This window comes from Azospirillum brasilense (assembly GCF_005222205.1).
GTDB classification, from domain to species: domain Bacteria; phylum Pseudomonadota; class Alphaproteobacteria; order Azospirillales; family Azospirillaceae; genus Azospirillum; species Azospirillum brasilense_G.
In genome coordinates, this window is the sequence record NZ_CP032347.1 from 699,494 (window position 1) to 713,797 (window position 14,304).

General features: G+C 65.1%; 12 protein-coding genes and 1 pseudogene. 6 read left to right on the forward strand and 7 right to left on the reverse strand.

The features are described 5' to 3' along the window. Positions 1 to 30: 30 nt before the first annotated feature. Positions 31 to 1,107: an IS5 family transposase gene (locus tag D3869_RS25225; protein ID WP_137142500.1), complete on the reverse strand. Its 1,077-nt coding sequence runs from the start codon at positions 1,105 to 1,107 to the stop codon at positions 31 to 33. Between the two features lie 215 nt (positions 1,108 to 1,322). Continuing rightward, positions 1,323 to 1,925 carry a DUF1003 domain-containing protein gene (locus D3869_RS25230; protein WP_247895964.1) on the reverse strand — a complete coding sequence of 201 codons (603 nt, stop codon included), beginning with the start codon at positions 1,923 to 1,925 and terminating at the stop codon, positions 1,323 to 1,325. An 834-nt stretch (positions 1,926 to 2,759) separates the two neighbouring features. Between D3869_RS25230 and D3869_RS25235 the strand changes: the two genes are divergently transcribed. From D3869_RS25235 to D3869_RS34085, 3 genes and pseudogenes are all read left to right on the forward strand, one after another. Further along, positions 2,760 to 2,957 carry a type II toxin-antitoxin system ParD family antitoxin gene (locus D3869_RS25235; protein WP_137142501.1) on the forward strand — a complete coding sequence of 66 codons (198 nt, stop codon included), beginning with the start codon at positions 2,760 to 2,762 and terminating at the stop codon, positions 2,955 to 2,957. Then, positions 2,947 to 5,715, forward strand: a complete 2,769-nt coding sequence (locus D3869_RS25240; protein ID WP_247895965.1) for a PAS domain-containing hybrid sensor histidine kinase/response regulator — start codon at positions 2,947 to 2,949, stop codon at positions 5,713 to 5,715. The genes D3869_RS25235 and D3869_RS25240 overlap by 11 nt, the downstream gene beginning before the upstream one ends. A gap of 767 nt (positions 5,716 to 6,482) precedes the next feature. Continuing rightward, positions 6,483 to 6,851 (forward strand): annotated as a pseudogene (locus D3869_RS34085) (transposase); the annotation flags it as partial. 190 nt (positions 6,852 to 7,041) lie between these two features. Here the strand turns inward: D3869_RS34085 and D3869_RS25250 are convergent. Beyond that, positions 7,042 to 7,719, reverse strand: a complete 678-nt coding sequence (locus D3869_RS25250; RefSeq protein WP_137142503.1) for a hypothetical protein — start codon at positions 7,717 to 7,719, stop codon at positions 7,042 to 7,044. 249 nt (positions 7,720 to 7,968) lie between these two features. Here D3869_RS25250 and D3869_RS25255 point away from each other — a divergent pair, with 249 nt between their 5' ends. The 3 genes from D3869_RS25255 (at position 7,969) to D3869_RS25265 (ending at position 10,729) form a co-directional block, all read left to right on the forward strand. Beyond that, positions 7,969 to 9,375, forward strand: coding sequence for an MFS transporter (locus tag D3869_RS25255; protein WP_247895966.1), 1,407 nt, complete (start codon positions 7,969 to 7,971; stop codon positions 9,373 to 9,375). 162 nt (positions 9,376 to 9,537) lie between these two features. Next, positions 9,538 to 9,819, forward strand: a complete 282-nt coding sequence (locus tag D3869_RS25260; protein ID WP_137142504.1) for a hypothetical protein — start codon at positions 9,538 to 9,540, stop codon at positions 9,817 to 9,819. A 334-nt stretch (positions 9,820 to 10,153) separates the two neighbouring features. Then, positions 10,154 to 10,729 carry a FlhC family transcriptional regulator gene (locus D3869_RS25265; RefSeq protein ID WP_137142505.1) on the forward strand — a complete coding sequence of 192 codons (576 nt, stop codon included), beginning with the start codon at positions 10,154 to 10,156 and terminating at the stop codon, positions 10,727 to 10,729. Positions 10,730 to 10,795: 66 nt separating this feature from the next. On the opposite strand, the gene D3869_RS25270 is transcribed toward D3869_RS25265, so the two are convergent. From D3869_RS25270 to D3869_RS25285, 4 genes are read right to left on the reverse strand one after another with little or no spacing between them, the layout of a single operon-like run. Further along, on the reverse strand, positions 10,796 to 12,292 hold the full coding sequence (locus D3869_RS25270) for a pilus assembly protein (protein ID WP_137142506.1): 1,497 nt from the start codon (positions 12,290 to 12,292) through the stop codon (positions 10,796 to 10,798). 1 nt (position 12,293) lies between these two features. Then, entirely contained in the window at positions 12,294 to 12,884 is a 591-nt protein-coding gene (locus tag D3869_RS33230; protein ID WP_051658549.1) for a TadE/TadG family type IV pilus assembly protein, read from the reverse strand. A gap of 13 nt (positions 12,885 to 12,897) precedes the next feature. Continuing rightward, positions 12,898 to 13,458 (reverse strand): TadE family protein, encoded by a 561-nt coding sequence (locus D3869_RS25280; protein ID WP_137142507.1) that lies wholly within the window; start codon positions 13,456 to 13,458, stop codon positions 12,898 to 12,900. A gap of 11 nt (positions 13,459 to 13,469) precedes the next feature. Further along, positions 13,470 to 14,303: a tetratricopeptide repeat protein gene (locus tag D3869_RS25285; RefSeq protein ID WP_137142508.1), complete on the reverse strand. Its 834-nt coding sequence runs from the start codon at positions 14,301 to 14,303 to the stop codon at positions 13,470 to 13,472. Between the last annotated feature and the right edge of the window lies 1 nt (position 14,304).

The following is a 14,304-nucleotide window of genomic DNA, read 5'->3' on the forward strand; positions in this document are numbered from 1 at the left end:
AACCGCCGTTCAGGCGGATTGCGGGCGTGATTATGCCGCAGCCAGCAGCTTGGGCAGGCGGATCAGGTTGTAAGCGGTGGCGGTTAGGGTGAACATCCAACCGACACGGGCTGCTCCGCAATGGCGCGTCTTGCGCAAGCCGGCTCCCTTGATCCAGCCAAAGACCTCTTCGATCCGCTTGCGGACCCGCAGGCTGACGGCGTAGCCGGGATGGCGGGTGGTCCGGCCGTCGATCGCCGAGCGGCGGTTGCTGGTATTTCGGGCAACATGCGGAGCCACGCCCAAGTCGCGCATGTCCGCCACGAAATCCTTGGTGTCGTAGGCCTTGTCAGCGCCGACCGTGATGCGGTGGCGGCCGGGGATGGCCTCGATCATGGCCACCGCCGCCGCACGTTCGGCCAGGCCGCTGGCCGCGGTGAGCCGCACGTCCACCACCAGGGCGTGGTGGTTCTCCATCAGCGCGTGGCCCATGAAGGCCAGCTTCGCCGGCTGGCCGTTGCCCTTGCGGTAGAGCCGCGCCTCGGGATCGCTGGTCGAGGCATGCGTCTCGTTGGACCGCTTCTCGCCATGGAAGTCGCGCTCGCCGTTGCGCCCCGGCCCCGGCGGCTCGCCGCTGCCGTCTTTGGGCCGGAAGCTCTTCACCGACGCCCAGGCTTCGATCAGCGTGCCGTCCACCGAGAAATGCTCGTCCGACAGCAGCGCCTTGACCTTCGGCTGACCCAGCACGGTCGCCAGGAACTTGGCCGCCACATCGCCGGCCAGAAGACGCTCGCGGTTCTTGGTGAACACGGTGACGTCCCACACCGGGGCGTCCATGGACAGGCCGACGAACCAGCGGAACAGCAGGTTGTAATCGAGCTGCTCCATCAACTGGCGTTCCGAGCGCACCGAGTAGAAGGCCTGGAGCAGCAGCGCCCGCAGCAGCTTCTCCGGCGGGATCGAGGGGCGCCCGATCTTGGAGTACAGCCCCTCGAACGCCGGCGACATCACCTCCAGCGCCTCGTCCACGATGGCCCGGATCGCTCGCAGCGGGTGGTTGGCTGGAACCCGCGCCTCGCAGCTCACGTAGCTGAACAGACCCTCGCTGCGTTCGTCCGAACCCCGCATCGTCCCCTCGTCGGTCGCGTTCTTCTCAACCGAAAAGAATCACGACCAACCGCCCGTGCACAGCCCTTTTTCCGCACCCTGCTAAAGCGGATTGCAATCCGCTTTGGACCGCGACGGCGGTCCCGGCCGCACATGCGGCCGAAGCCCGCCGGCAAGTGAGGCGATGTGAGTCTAAAGCGAACGGAAGTTCGGTTTAAAGCGGCGCAAAGGGTCCATCACGGCTTCCGGTCCGCGGGTTTCTTCGAAGACGTCTTAGCCTCAATCTGGTCAAGCACCGCTTCGGGAGCGACGTCCTGCTTGATGACGTCCAGATCGGAGTCGACCTCCGTCTTCACTCCCATGTGATCGGCGATGGACGACACCAGGGCTGTCAGTTTGGTGATTTCGTGCTCCGCCAACAGGCTGATTTGCAGATCGAGATCGGCCCGCTTGCTGGCGACCTCGGACATCCGGTTCTGGCTGATGAGCACGAAGGTGGACAGAAAGATGGCTTCCACGGACGCGATCATCGCCAGGACGACGAAGGAGGGATCCCAGCGCGGAACGCCGGGCACCCACCCCAGATTGGCGATGATCCAGAAACCAAAGAACGCCAAATGCAGATAAACGAACGTCATGCTGCCGGTGAAGCGGGTGATCGCGTCGGCAATCCGCTCCTCCGCGGTCGCCTCCACCTCCTCCCGTTCCCTGCGCTGGTGCAGCGCCTGGATGTTCCGTTCGAGCACGCCGCTCAAGCCGGGGGATGGTGGTCGGTAGGTTGGTGGGCTTGCGGACTTCTCCGCGCGATCTCCGCCATGCTGGGGCGGTTGTGCGTTCATAAGCGTCTGCCTTGCTTGAGTGAATCGTCTTCGCTTCGTTCCTCTTTCAGGCCCGGGGTTTCCGTCGACCCACCGGCTGCGCTCAAAGGCGCTCTCAATGACGCCCCCGGTTGCTGGAGGCGGTGGAGGCTTTGCCCTGGGGCGGTTTCAGGGTCCCTGGGAAAAGGGATTGTGCAGCGGTAGGTTGCCGGTGACCGCACCAGACCGACGGACCGCGGCAATGGCTTGCAGCCCAGTCGTCCAACCGGCGAATTAGAACTCGCTCACCACGACATTAGGCGGAGACTGCTCTTTATTCTCACGAGCGACCGCTTTCACGTCCGAACTCACGCTCCCTTTTCCGGCGTCAACAGCAGGCGGGGCACTTTTCGCCACCCCGGCGGCACGATATTTTGCGCCGCCGGGGTGGCGAGGAGTGCCCCGCCTCGTTCCTTGGGGGTGCCTTTAGCAACAATCCGCATGTCCAGCGCCGCCGCACCCATAGCGGTCCGATGGGCCGCCCATTCCCCGGCAATCAAATAACCGGCAAGATGGCGGCGCCAATTACGCCACTTTCCAGGCTTAGTCACAACCTAATTTTCAATCAAAGTTAGAATCCAGCCGTTTAGATTTGCATCATTGCCGCTCGATTCTCACGGTCCAATGTCCTGGATCCAAGCCCGGCCCAGCTCAGCTTGGCACCCCGACGCGCCCGCTGCAGTGTCTTCTGCACTGCCGCCTCTCCTCCCCCATTCGAAAACTATGGCCGGAGGTACCATGCCCTTCGGGCGACTTCCGGGCTCTGACTCGGTGTCGTACTCTGTGGCACCGCTTCCCTTCCGTTGCGATGGTCACATGTCCAGGCGCATCAGCCAGAGCATCTCCCTCACCCCGGAACTTGACCGCTTCGTCCAGACTCTGGTGGCGTCCGGCCGTTACCAGACGGCCAGCGAGGTGGTGCGCGACGGGTTGCGCCTGCTTCAGGAGCGTGTTGCGCTGCCGCCGTCGTCGCTTGCCCAGCCTCCTGCCCCAAGCGGCGGCCATGAACCCTGACGCCATCGGTTTGGAGCCGGATTGGCCCAGCGGCGGCGGGACCATGGGAGCGCTGATCCGGGCCCATGATTGGGCTGCGACGCCCCTCGGACCGAAGGCGAACTGGCCGCTGTCCTTGCGGGTTGTCGTCGACCTGATTCTCGCCTCCCCGCTCGGCATGATTGTTCTCTGGGGGCCAGACCTCATCCAGATCTACAACGATTGCTATGCAGAAATCACCGCCGGCAAACATCCCCGCGCCCTCGGCCAACCCACCCGCGAGTGTTGGCCCGAGGTTTGGGACTTCAACGGGCCGATCTACGAGGCCGTGCTCCATGGTGAATCCCGAGGGTTCGACGACCAGAAGCTGATCCTTGAGCGCAACGGCGTCCCGGAGGAAACCTGGTTCGACCTCACCTACAGCCCGGTCCGCAACGATGCCGGGATCATCGCGGGCGTCCTGGTGACGGTGCATGAGGTGACCAACCGCAAGCGGACCGAACTCGCCTTGCGCGACAGCGAGAGCCGCTTCCGCGCTTTGGTGAACGCCTCCTCCTACGCCATCTACCGCATGAACATCGACTGGACCGAACTGCGGCAGCTTGACGGGCACGGCTTCCTCACCGACACGACGGACGGCAACAAGGCGTGGCTTGAGGAGTACATCCATCCGGACGATCAGCCGCAGCTTCTCGACACCATACGGGAAGCCATCCGGACCAAGAGCGCCTTCGATCTGGAGCATCGGGTCCGGCAGGCTGACGGATCACTGGGATGGACGCATTCGCGGGCGGTGCCGATCCTGGATCCGGACGGCGAAGTCTGCGAGTGGTTTGGGACCGCCAGCAACATCACGTCCCGCCGAAACACCGACGAGGCCCTGCGGCGCAGCGAGGCGCGGCTGTCCGCCCTCTTCGCCCGCGCGGCGGTCGGCCTGTCGGAACTCACGCTGGATGGCCGCTTCCTCCACGTGAACGACGAACTCTGCCGAATTCTGGGGCGTGCACGGGAGGAGGTTGTGGGCTTGTCGGTCGTCGACGTCACCCACCCCGATGATCTCGCGGCGAGCCGCATGGTCATTGAACAGGCCTTGCGGACGGGAGAGACCGTGGCGCTCGACAAGCGCTACCTGCGGCCCGACGGGACGCACGTCTGGGCGAACAGCGGCATCACGATCGTGCCCGGCAACAACGGGGACGATCGCCGTTTCCTGGCGGTCACCGCCGATCTGACCGCCCGGCGGGAGACCGAAGCGGCCCTGCGCGAGAGCGAGGCGCAGTTCCGGTTGATGGCGGACGCCGTGCCGCAGATCGTTTGGATCACCGACGCCGAAGGACGGGTCGAGTTCTTCAACCGGCAATGGGCCGACTATACCGGTGTCGCATACGACCCTCGGACGGCGCCAACCAAGGTTTCGGACGTCATCGCCGACTTCATCCATCCGGACGATGCGGCGCTGACGACCAAGCGCTTCCAAGAGGCACAGCGGACGGGCAGCCTCTACCTTGTCGAGCATCGCCTCCGTTCGAAGACAGGGGAGTACCGTTGGTTCCTTGTCCGCGGCCTGCCCTACCGCGATCCGCACGACGGCGCGATCCTCCGCTGGTTCGGCACCTCGACCGATATCCACGACCACAAGCACGCCGAAGCCCTGCTGCAGCAGGCACGCGACACGGCCGAGGCGGCGAGCCGGGAGAAGTCGAACTTCCTTGCCTCGGTCAGCCATGATCTGCGCCAGCCGGTGCAGGCGGCCAACCTGTTTCTTGAGCTGTTGCGGCGGCAGCCGCTCGACCCGAAGGCGCGCGAACTCCTGAAGCCGTTGTCGGACAGCATGACCAGTCTGACGGGCATGCTGAGCGGGCTGCTGGAGGTGGCGCGGCTCGACGCCGGCCTGCTCACGGTGCAGGCGCGGGTCTTCGATCTCGACGAGTTGCTGACGCGTCTTTACGGCGAGTTCCAGGGACCGGCGCGCGAGGCGAAGCTGCGGTTGCACATGCCGCCGGCTGCCAGATCGGTCCGGTCCGACCCGCTGCTGGTGGAATTGGTGCTGCGCAACCTGATTTCCAACGCCCTCAAATACACCGAACGGGGCGGCGTCACGGTGGAGACGCGGGTCGAGGAGGATCAGCTGGCGATCGACGTGACCGACACCGGGCGGGGCATCGCCCCGGAGGAGTTGGAGCGCATCTTCGATCCCTATTACCAGATCGGAAACGCGACCCGTGAGCATGCGCGCGGCTTCGGCATCGGCCTCGCCACCGTGCAGCGGGTCGCCGAGCTGCTGGCGGCCCGGGTGACGGTCCGCTCCGAACCCGGTAAAGGGTCCACCTTTACCCTGATGCTTCCGCTGGCGGAGGAGGAAGCGCAGCTCCCAGCCGCTGGAGGGGAGCCCCTCATCGGGACGCTGCAGGGGCGGACCGCCCTGGTGGTGGACGACGAACCGATGGTGCTGAAGGCTCTGGATGTCACCCTGAGAAGCTGGGGCGTGTCCGTGCACGCCGCCCGCACGCTGGCGCAAGCACGGACCATGTTGAAGGAGTTCGAGGCTCCACCGGACATCCTGATCGCCGACCACTCCCTGGGCGCGGGAGAGACCGGCGTGTCCATCATCAGCGAAGCCCGCCGGCGCGGCACGCCGGTCACGGTTCTGGTGACCGGCGACACCTCGGCTGAACGGCTGGCCGAGGCTGGGCGGACCGGCATTCGCATGCTGCACAAGCCAATCGATCCCGCCCAACTGCGGGCATTGCTCACGGAAGGGCTTTGGAAAGGGCGATAAGGCCCAACCCGTCAGGCCGCCATTCTGCTCGAAAGGATGTCTGTGAATCGGCTGGGGTTCTGACGCCGACCAGCATGCAAATGCCTTCAATAATGGAATCTCTTCACCAACGGCCGGCTCCAGCGGAGACCGCCGCGCGGCGTGCGCTGCCCCACGCCCTGCAGACGGCGCGCGATGCCATCGAGCGTGATGCCGGGCATCCCTCCGCCGAGCCCCGCCTTGTGGTCGAGTGAGGAAGCTGAATCATGGGACGTGTCCCTATGACTATCCAACGCTTTGAAGTAATCAAGGGCTTGGAGCCGCGCGATGAGGCTGGCCAAAAACGCCAAAAGCCCGCCTCTTGCGAGGCGGGCTGTCAACCGAAGTTGGTTGCGGGGGCACGCAATCACCGAGAATTGCGGCTGCTGGCGGTGAACATATGCCCCACTTGATTTTGATGCAGTTCCGCACCCCAAAAGTCCCCCCGTCTACCACGCATACCGACTAGTAAATAATCCCGACGAGGAAAGCTGCAGGTCGTCAACCTGATGACATGTCAATCGGCGTTCATAGTAGAATGGCCTGCAGCAACAGGTGCGCAATCTCGGGTAAATCCGCCAGTCCCAGCTTCTGACTGACGAAGGATTGCAACAGGAGGTCATCGGCGATAAAGGCGTAATGCTTACCGCATGCTCCTGTTCGAGACGGTCACAGCAAGGCTCATTGCGTCGGGCGCCTGTGAGCTGCCCCCCTGAACCAGCGCCAGTCCCTATCCGAGGGCTGGGCAAATCAGCAGGAGGACGGAACGGCATACGCCGGAACAGATCATCGGCCTGTTGCGCGCCATCGAGGTGGCGGTGGCGTAGGGGCACACGGTCGGCGAGACCTGCTGCATACAGGCCATCTCGGAGCAGACCTACGATCGCTGGCGCGCGGAGTTTGGCGGGCTGAAGCTGGATCAGGCCAAGCAGTCAAGGAACTGGAGTGCGAGAACCAGCGCCTGCGCAAGGCGGAGGCCGATCTGACGTTGGACAAGCTGATCCTGCAGGAGGCGGCACGGGGAACTTCCGATGGTTCCGGCCGATGAGGATGCGCTCACCAGCGCCATCTTGCGGCTGGCCGGCAAGTATGGCCATTACGGTTATCGGCGCACGTCCTTGGATCCTTGGGTGAGATCGGGAGCGGGCCGGACGCGAGCGGATTGCCGTGCCTGTCAATGCCGGGACATCAAACGTTCTTGCACGCACGACAAACGAAGCAGGTTGAAGAAGACCATCGCGTGGTCGGGAACAATCGGCAGCGGCATACCGTCATCCGGCTTTCGACGGCGCGGGCCGTCAGTTCGTCCTATGGCGTCGCATCGGCCCGGAGGACACGCTCCAGGATCGCGCGTTCGCGCGCCGGGACGACATACCGGCCGATCGCCGAGAGAACGCGCTGATGGCTGGCGCCGCGGCGCTGAGAACGATGGACAGTCACGCCACGGGCATCACATGTCGCCAGCCATCCGTGCAGCGCCGCCCCATTGCCCGCCATCCAGCAGTCGTTGTCGGGCGTAAACAGCACGATGCCGGAAAGCACGCGCGCCGCCTCCTGGCAAAGCCCGTCGACGAAGGCGAGCAAACGGCGGTCGTCGCTTTCGTCGGCCGCAGCGTCATAGGCGCTGAGCCCCATCTGAAGGCACAGGAACAGCACCGGAGTGGGCGAACCGGAGCGCGATCCCGGATCGCGTGGATGACAGACAGGAACGCCGGTCACATACTCGGCGAAGCGCTGCATCATCGCGACACTGCACGGCCAGTCAAGTTCGAGCCGCCGCACCGTCGGCATCAGCTCCACCTGCGACAGACGGAACCGGCGCAACGTATCCGCCGGAGCTGCAGCGGCAGCGGCAGCGGCAGCGGCAGCGGCAGCGAGAGAAATGAGCGGGCCGGCGACGGGTTCCGGCGGATGCGCCCGATCACGGAGCGGCGCGTCCCAATCCCCGGCATCCCGATCCTCAATGGTCCGTTCTGGAGACAGCATAGGCGTGCACCCTGAATGGGAAGGGCCGTATGCACATCACCGTAGCGAGGCACCCAGGCAACCGTACAGGGGGCTTGGACGCGTCTTTTTTTCGCCATTCGGCGAATGACGAAAAAAAAGCGCGTCTTCCTGACATCGCGGAGTTGCGGCGGCGGAGAGTACACTCGGCCCACTATTTTCCGCTCGATCGCCGCTGCCGGCGACTGCCTGGCGACGCGGCCGGCTATCCCCGATGTGTGAGGACGATTGATGACCGACCAGACTCTGTCACGCATGAGCGATCGACTGGACGACTGGCGGCCCGACGACATGGCCTTCTGGGTGGACGGCGGCAAGCCGATCGCGATGCGCAACCTCGCGATCTCGGCCTTCGCATTGCTTCTCGCCTCCTGTGTCTGGATGGTGTGGAGCGCCGTCGTCGTGCACCTTCCAATCGTCGGCTTCTCATATACAACCACACAGCTACTGTGGCTGACGGCCGCGCCGGGCCTTTCCGGAGCGGTCCTGCGCCTGGTCTACGCCTTCACCGTGCCAATCTTCGGCGGGAGGTTGTGGACGACGATCAGCACGGCGTCCCTGCTCATCCCGGCCCTGGGCATCGGCATCGCCGTGCAGCATCCGGAGACGCCCTACGGTGTGCTGCTGGTGCTGGCGCTGCTGTGCGGATTCGGCGGTGGAAACTTCGCCTCCAGCATGGCCAACATCTCCTTCTTCTTCCCCAAGGAGCAGAAGGGCTGGGCGTTGGGCGTCAATGCCGGCATGGCCGACCTTGGCGTGGCGGTGGTGCAGTTCGCCGTTCCCCTGGTGATCGGCGGCGCATTGCTCGGCCCGCTCGGCGGCGGCCCACATGCCGCGGCTGCGCTCGGCGCGCCGTTGGAAACCCATCAGGGCGTGTGGCTGCAGAACGCGGCCTTCATCTGGATCCCTTTCATTCTGCTGGCGACCGCGGCGGCTTGGTTCGGCATGAACGATATCGGCCATTCACAGGCGTCCTTCGCCGAACAGGCGGTCATCTTCCGTCGCATGCACACCTGGATCAACGGGTGGCTCTACATCGGCAGCTTCGGCACCTTCATCGGCTTCGCGGCCACTTTCCCAATGCTGGTGAAGGCACAATTCCCCGGCATCGACCCGCTTGCCTACGCTTTCCTCGGACCGCTCGTCAGTTCGGCGGCGCGGTCGCTGTCGGGTGGCATGGCCGACCGGCTGGGTGGCGCACGCATCACCCTGTGGGCTTTCGTGATCCTGTTCCTCGCGGTGAGCACGATGACGATCTGCCTGAACAGCGGGGTGTTCTGGATGTTCCTGCTGAGTTCCATGCTGGTGTTCGCCACGGCCGGCGTCGCCTGCGCCTCGACCTATCAGATGGTGCCGATCGTCTTCCTGATCGACCGTATGCATGCATATGATCTGCAAGGCGATCTCGGCCGCGCGCGTGCGCTGAAGGAAGCGACGCTGGAGGCGGCGACCGCGCTGGGGTTCATCTCCGCGCTGGCGGCATTCGGTGCCTTCTACATTCCCGGCGTTTTCGGACTGTCGATCAGCCTGACCGGGTCGCCGGTCATGGCGATCCAGCTTTTCCTGATCTTCTATCTGTCCTGCATTGTCATGACCTGGATGTTCTACTGCCGGGCCGACGCGGGACTTCATTGCTGAGCGACACTGGCCATGGATGCACGACGCCCGCCGATCCGCCACGCCCTCAAGGCCGACGCGGCGGCCGATAGCCCTGTTCTTCCGCGGCCCCCGGCCCGCGTCGGAGTCCGGCGGGCCGGGGCGGATGCCCCGCCCTCTTCTCGCTGCGCGGCGCCTGCAGGGTTGCCCGGCTTCGCGATGTTGAGCGGAACGATCGTCGAGGTCACCGACGAGTGGCTCCGCGTCCACCAGTCCTATCGGTTCGGCGACGCCGCGCCGATGAGCTACAGCCTGCGTTGGCCGATCCCACCAGTCCGCGTCATCGGCTCCTTGCAGGCGGGACGGCACACGCAATTCCTTGCGCCGGACTGGCTGGTTCGGGACAAGCAGGCGGAAATCCATAAGCTGGCGCGCCATGCCAGGCAACGCCAAGCGGTTTCGCCCGACGCCATAGCCTTCCTTTGACCCGTCCTGCCGGCAACAGCATCCAGTGGCACCCTTCGTGGCAGGCCGCGACACCGGACCGCAACTATTGATCGAATGCGTCGAATTGTCGCCACCGCATGCAGGTTGCGAGGCGACGCATTATGCGGCATAAATCGGGAAAATAAAACTTCGCCTCGGCAGCCGTTATATATTCTTTTTCTATGCACATCGGGAGGAATGCGAGGAACAACGGAATGTTTGAGCGGGAGAGGAACAGAATGACCCCGATTTGTGGCGCACGCAAAAACAACAAAAATACTTCCAAGCCTAATCTTCTCCGCCTTGAACCATTGCCGTCCGAAGGGCGGTGTACATGGTGAACAAGTGTGAGCAGCACCGGAAATTGGCGCTGGCAATACGTTTGATCAAGCGCAATCTCCGAACCTCAATCGTCGCGGTGCACACCAATCTCAGCGCGACACAGCTCCGCACGCTTTATCATGAGATTCATGGCCACGCTTCGGTGTCGGGCATGTTTCCGGAATCCGACCGGCTCTTCGCGACCCACCAGCGTGCGCTGGAGGCATCGATCATCCTGACCGCCTATCTGAACTGCGCCGGCGCCGACGCGTTGCGCAGGATCGACATCGAGGCGCTGCTGCGCGCGCATGACTTCTATATGGACGTGCGGCAGGAATGCACGGGTCTGAACCAGTCAGCCATCGACCTGACCATGGCCTGGATTCTCGCCCGCGACCTGCGCTCCTGTGTTGTCGACCTACGGACCTGCCCCTGCGGCATTCGCTTCGCCGTGCATGAACAGCAGCGCATCCAGGCGCATTGCCCGGTTTGCGGGTTGCCGCCGCTCTCCACCGCCAACGCTGCGGCCCACAGCTTCACGCCACCGGTGCCGGCCGACGCCGGCCACCTGACCGACCGCTTCTGCTGACCAGCCCCCCACAAAAGCCTGGCGTCCTTCCGATGCGCCACCAGGCACCGGAATGACGCCAGCAGATCACTGCTCCAGCCGCAAGTTGGTGAGCTGCGACCCGATGCTCTGGAACACGCTCTTGAGCTGGTCGGGGCTCGGCGTGTCCCAATAGTAGCTGGGCTGTGATGCGCAATTCCGGTAGAGCGCCTGGGTGTTGGCGTTCGTCTGTCCGATGGTGATGGTGTAGATGGTGATGCCGGGCTTTGGTTTGCCGTCGGCATCGAGAACGCCGGGGTTCTTCAGCTTCTCGCACAGGCGGGCCATGCGCTTGTTGATCTCGGAAGTCGATTCGGAAAAGGACTTGGTGCCGAGCCGCCCTTCATCGATGCGGCCATAGGCTGTGTAATCGCCGGTCGGCGGCTTGGAATGGTCGAACCAGCTATTCTCGCCGTCGGTGACCAGAACAATCGCCTTGCTCATTTCCGGAGAACCGTAGTCGAGCGGCATCCCCTTCGGCGTCGGGCCTCCCCACAGCCCCTGCCAGCGCGGCGACACGGTGAACCACCCCGCCTGAAGGCCGAGGTTCGCCATGGTCCCGCCACGGTTCACCGGCTGAAGCGTCGCGATCTTGTTCAGCAGGTCCTGCTTCACGTTGGTCAGCGGCAGGACCGGAAAACCGCAGCCGAGGTTCGGTCCGGTCCGGTCGTTGCTGTTGGTGTAGGTTCCGGTGTCGGTGATCGTCGGCCAATCATTGTCGCCGCCGCCCTTGCCGTTGTTCATGCTTTTGGTCGAGGGATAAAGGAACCGCTTGAACCCGGCGACCATGGGCGGGGTGTCATCCTCGTCGTAGGGGCTCGGCCGCGCCTCGACGCAGCCGCGCCAGGTGGACGGCGAATAGGCACCGGTGGACGGACCGCTCAGCGTCATCCACTCCCCGTGGCTGGTCCCAAGATTGACCTCAGCCGAGTAGGGAACGACGGAGATCCACAGCTTCTGGGTATCGGTCTGGTTGCCGAACAGAATATTCACCAGCGAGGTCGCCGCATCACGCAGCTTGCCGATGCGGTTGTCGGTCGCCATCGATCCGGTGACATCGAGCACGAGAGCCAGTTCCAACCCGCCGGACATCTGGCGCCGCACACGGTTTTCCACCGTGATGGGCAGGGTGTCGATTCCCAGCACCCGGATCAGGGTGGTCGGAACCCGCACGCTGGACTTCACCGATACGGTCTGCCGGTCGGCGCTGATGGTGACCTCGGGGTCCGGAATCGGGGTGTCGAGGTAGGTCGTCGGAATGTTGGCGCGAAAATACTGGATCGCGTCCGCCTGGACGTTGGTCGTGTCGAGCACCCTGCCCCCGGCCAGTGCCCCGGCGTCGATGGCCGACGACAAGCGTTGTCGCACGAGATAGCCGCGCCCCATGTCGACCGACAGGCCGATGGCCCCGATCAGCGGAACGACTATCGCGGCGACCATCACGGCGGTGGCGCCACGCCGGTCGTCCAGACAGCCGCATAACGCGGAGAGCAGGTGCTGGGCGGCCGCACCGGCACGCCGCCTGCGAACAGCGGTCTTCTTCATGTCACGGGTCCAGTATGGTCAGGTCGCCGAAACGGGGGCGGGATACGGCTTGGCTGTAGACCGGCACGCCGGAGGGATCGCCGCCGAACAGGCTGCCGCTCAGCACGGTCGGCTGATAGGTGTGGAAGACCTCGACGAAGACGGCGCTGTCCCCGCTGCGAATCGAGAAGGCGCTGGGCAGGGTGGCCGCTCCGCCGACAGCCGAACCGATGCGGCTGGTCCAGGAGGAACTGCCCGAGCGCTGCTGCCACGCCACCTTGCTGCCGCCGCTTCCCGAATTGGCGACCGAGGTGACGATCACCGCCCCCACCTTGTCGATGTCGAGCGGCTGGGCGACCTGCCGCGCCGCCTCGAACAGCACGCCGACCTCGTCGCCGCGCTGGACCGTCATGCCCTGGCGCAGCCGCTTGAACTGGGTGGCGATCTTCGCCGTCTCGCTGGCGGCGCGCGCGATCTTGCCAACCGCCGAAACATGCTGGCTGAAATCCACCGCGGCGACGAGCAGAAGAACGAATGCCAAAGCGATTCCCGCCACTTCGATGGTGACGAGCCCGCTGCGGTTTCGGGCGAGACGGCCCGGCAGATGGCCCATGCGCCCCTCCTTGCTAGAACGGTTCGTTGCGGACGACGACGCGGGATTCGTAGTGGTAGGTCGGGTCGTCGAGCAGGCTGGCGGCGAGGCCGGTCAACGGCTTCCCCGTGTACTGCACCAGGTAGGCGACCGTCTGGCCGCTCGTCCCGGCGCCGGCGGCTCCACGGTCTGCATCCCAGATTCCATTCCCGTTGACGTCGGTGAAGGGCTCCCCGGGATCCCACCGTCCGTTGCCGTCGATGTCGCTGTAGGGTTCCGGCTTGCCGATGCTGCCGGCGTCCTGGTAGGCGAGCAGGCTGACGGTGAGCCTCGCCGGGTCGACGAAACCGAAGGTCGTGCTGACCATGATCTTCCGAAGCTGCTGGTCGCGCGTCGAGCCGGCCGGCGGCGGCGCGCCGGTCAGCCCGGCGCGTGCCGCCTCGCGCGTGCCGATGTCCAACGCCACCCGCACCGCAAGCATGAAGCTCACCTCGATGACGATCACCGCGATCAAAAGGACGATCGGGGCGCCAAGGGCGAATTCCACCACGGTGACTCCCGCCGCGTCTTCGGCCAGGGATTTTCTGCGCAGCATGGCGCCACTCCTCAGGTGCCGCTCGCGTTTACCGCGCGGGCGATGGCGGCGTGGCCGTCGGCCTGTCTGTCGAGCGACCGCAGCATGGCGTAGTAGGCGAGGTTCTCCCTCACCGCTTCGGGGCTCAGGTCGATCCTCGCGACCTCCGCCGCAGCATCCATCCGGCCGGACATACCGAGCGCCAGGGCCAAGTTCTGCCGGATGCGCTGCTGCCCGGCCGAGCGCTCGGCGCTCAGCTCGCGGAACAGGGGAATGGCCTGCTCCTTGTCGCCGGCCAGCAGCATCGACAGCGCCAGATTGTTGCGGGCGCCGCGGTTGCCGGGCTGGAGCGCCTGCACCTGCCGGTACAGGACGCGGGCCTCCTCCGGTTTTCCCATCAGGTCGAGCGCGACGCCCTTGCCGTTGAGCGCGGCGGCATGCTGCGGCGCGTTGGCGAGGGCCCTGTCGAAGGCGGCCAGGGCCTCCCCCGGCAGGTTGCGCGCAAGGTCGACGCGGCCGATGCCGACTTGCGCGTCGGGATTGCCGGCGTCGAGCCGCAGCGCCGCCTGATAGGCGGCGATCGCCTCGTCGAAGGCACGCCCTTCGTAGAGCGCATCGCCAAGACCGAGCAGCGGCAGCGGCGAGGTCGGGTGGGCGGCGACGATCTGGCGGTAGAGAGTGATCGCCGCCTGATTGTCGCCGCCGTTGCGCGTGGCCTCGGCGATGCGCAGGCCGGTCGCCAGTTCCAGGGACGGCTTCGCCGACGCCATGCCGGCCAACTGGCCGAGGCCGGAGGGGTGGGAGCAGGCGCCCAGCATCAACGGAAGGGCGAGCAGAATGGCGAAGTGCAGGGAGACGGTGCGCATG

Bases quoted from the DNA above. Each gene is read 5' to 3' on its own strand.
- D3869_RS25225 (WP_137142500.1), bottom strand. From the start codon at position 1,107: ATGCGGGGTTCGGACGAACGCAGCGAGGGTCTGTTCAGCTACGTGAGC.
- D3869_RS25230 (WP_247895964.1), bottom strand. From the start codon at position 1,925: ATGAACGCACAACCGCCCCAGCATGGCGGAGATCGCGCGGAGAAGTCC.
- D3869_RS25235 (WP_137142501.1), top strand. From the start codon at position 2,760: ATGTCCAGGCGCATCAGCCAGAGCATCTCCCTCACCCCGGAACTTGAC.
- D3869_RS25240 (WP_247895965.1), top strand. From the start codon at position 2,947: ATGAACCCTGACGCCATCGGTTTGGAGCCGGATTGGCCCAGCGGCGGC.
- D3869_RS25250 (WP_137142503.1), bottom strand. From the start codon at position 7,719: ATGCTGTCTCCAGAACGGACCATTGAGGATCGGGATGCCGGGGATTGG.
- D3869_RS25255 (WP_247895966.1), top strand. From the start codon at position 7,969: ATGACCGACCAGACTCTGTCACGCATGAGCGATCGACTGGACGACTGG.
- D3869_RS25265 (WP_137142505.1), top strand. From the start codon at position 10,154: ATGGTGAACAAGTGTGAGCAGCACCGGAAATTGGCGCTGGCAATACGT.
- D3869_RS25270 (WP_137142506.1), bottom strand. From the start codon at position 12,292: ATGAAGAAGACCGCTGTTCGCAGGCGGCGTGCCGGTGCGGCCGCCCAG.
- D3869_RS33230 (WP_051658549.1), bottom strand. From the start codon at position 12,884: ATGGGCCATCTGCCGGGCCGTCTCGCCCGAAACCGCAGCGGGCTCGTC.
- D3869_RS25280 (WP_137142507.1), bottom strand. From the start codon at position 13,458: ATGCTGCGCAGAAAATCCCTGGCCGAAGACGCGGCGGGAGTCACCGTG.
- D3869_RS25285 (WP_137142508.1), bottom strand. From the start codon at position 14,303: ATGCGCACCGTCTCCCTGCACTTCGCCATTCTGCTCGCCCTTCCGTTG.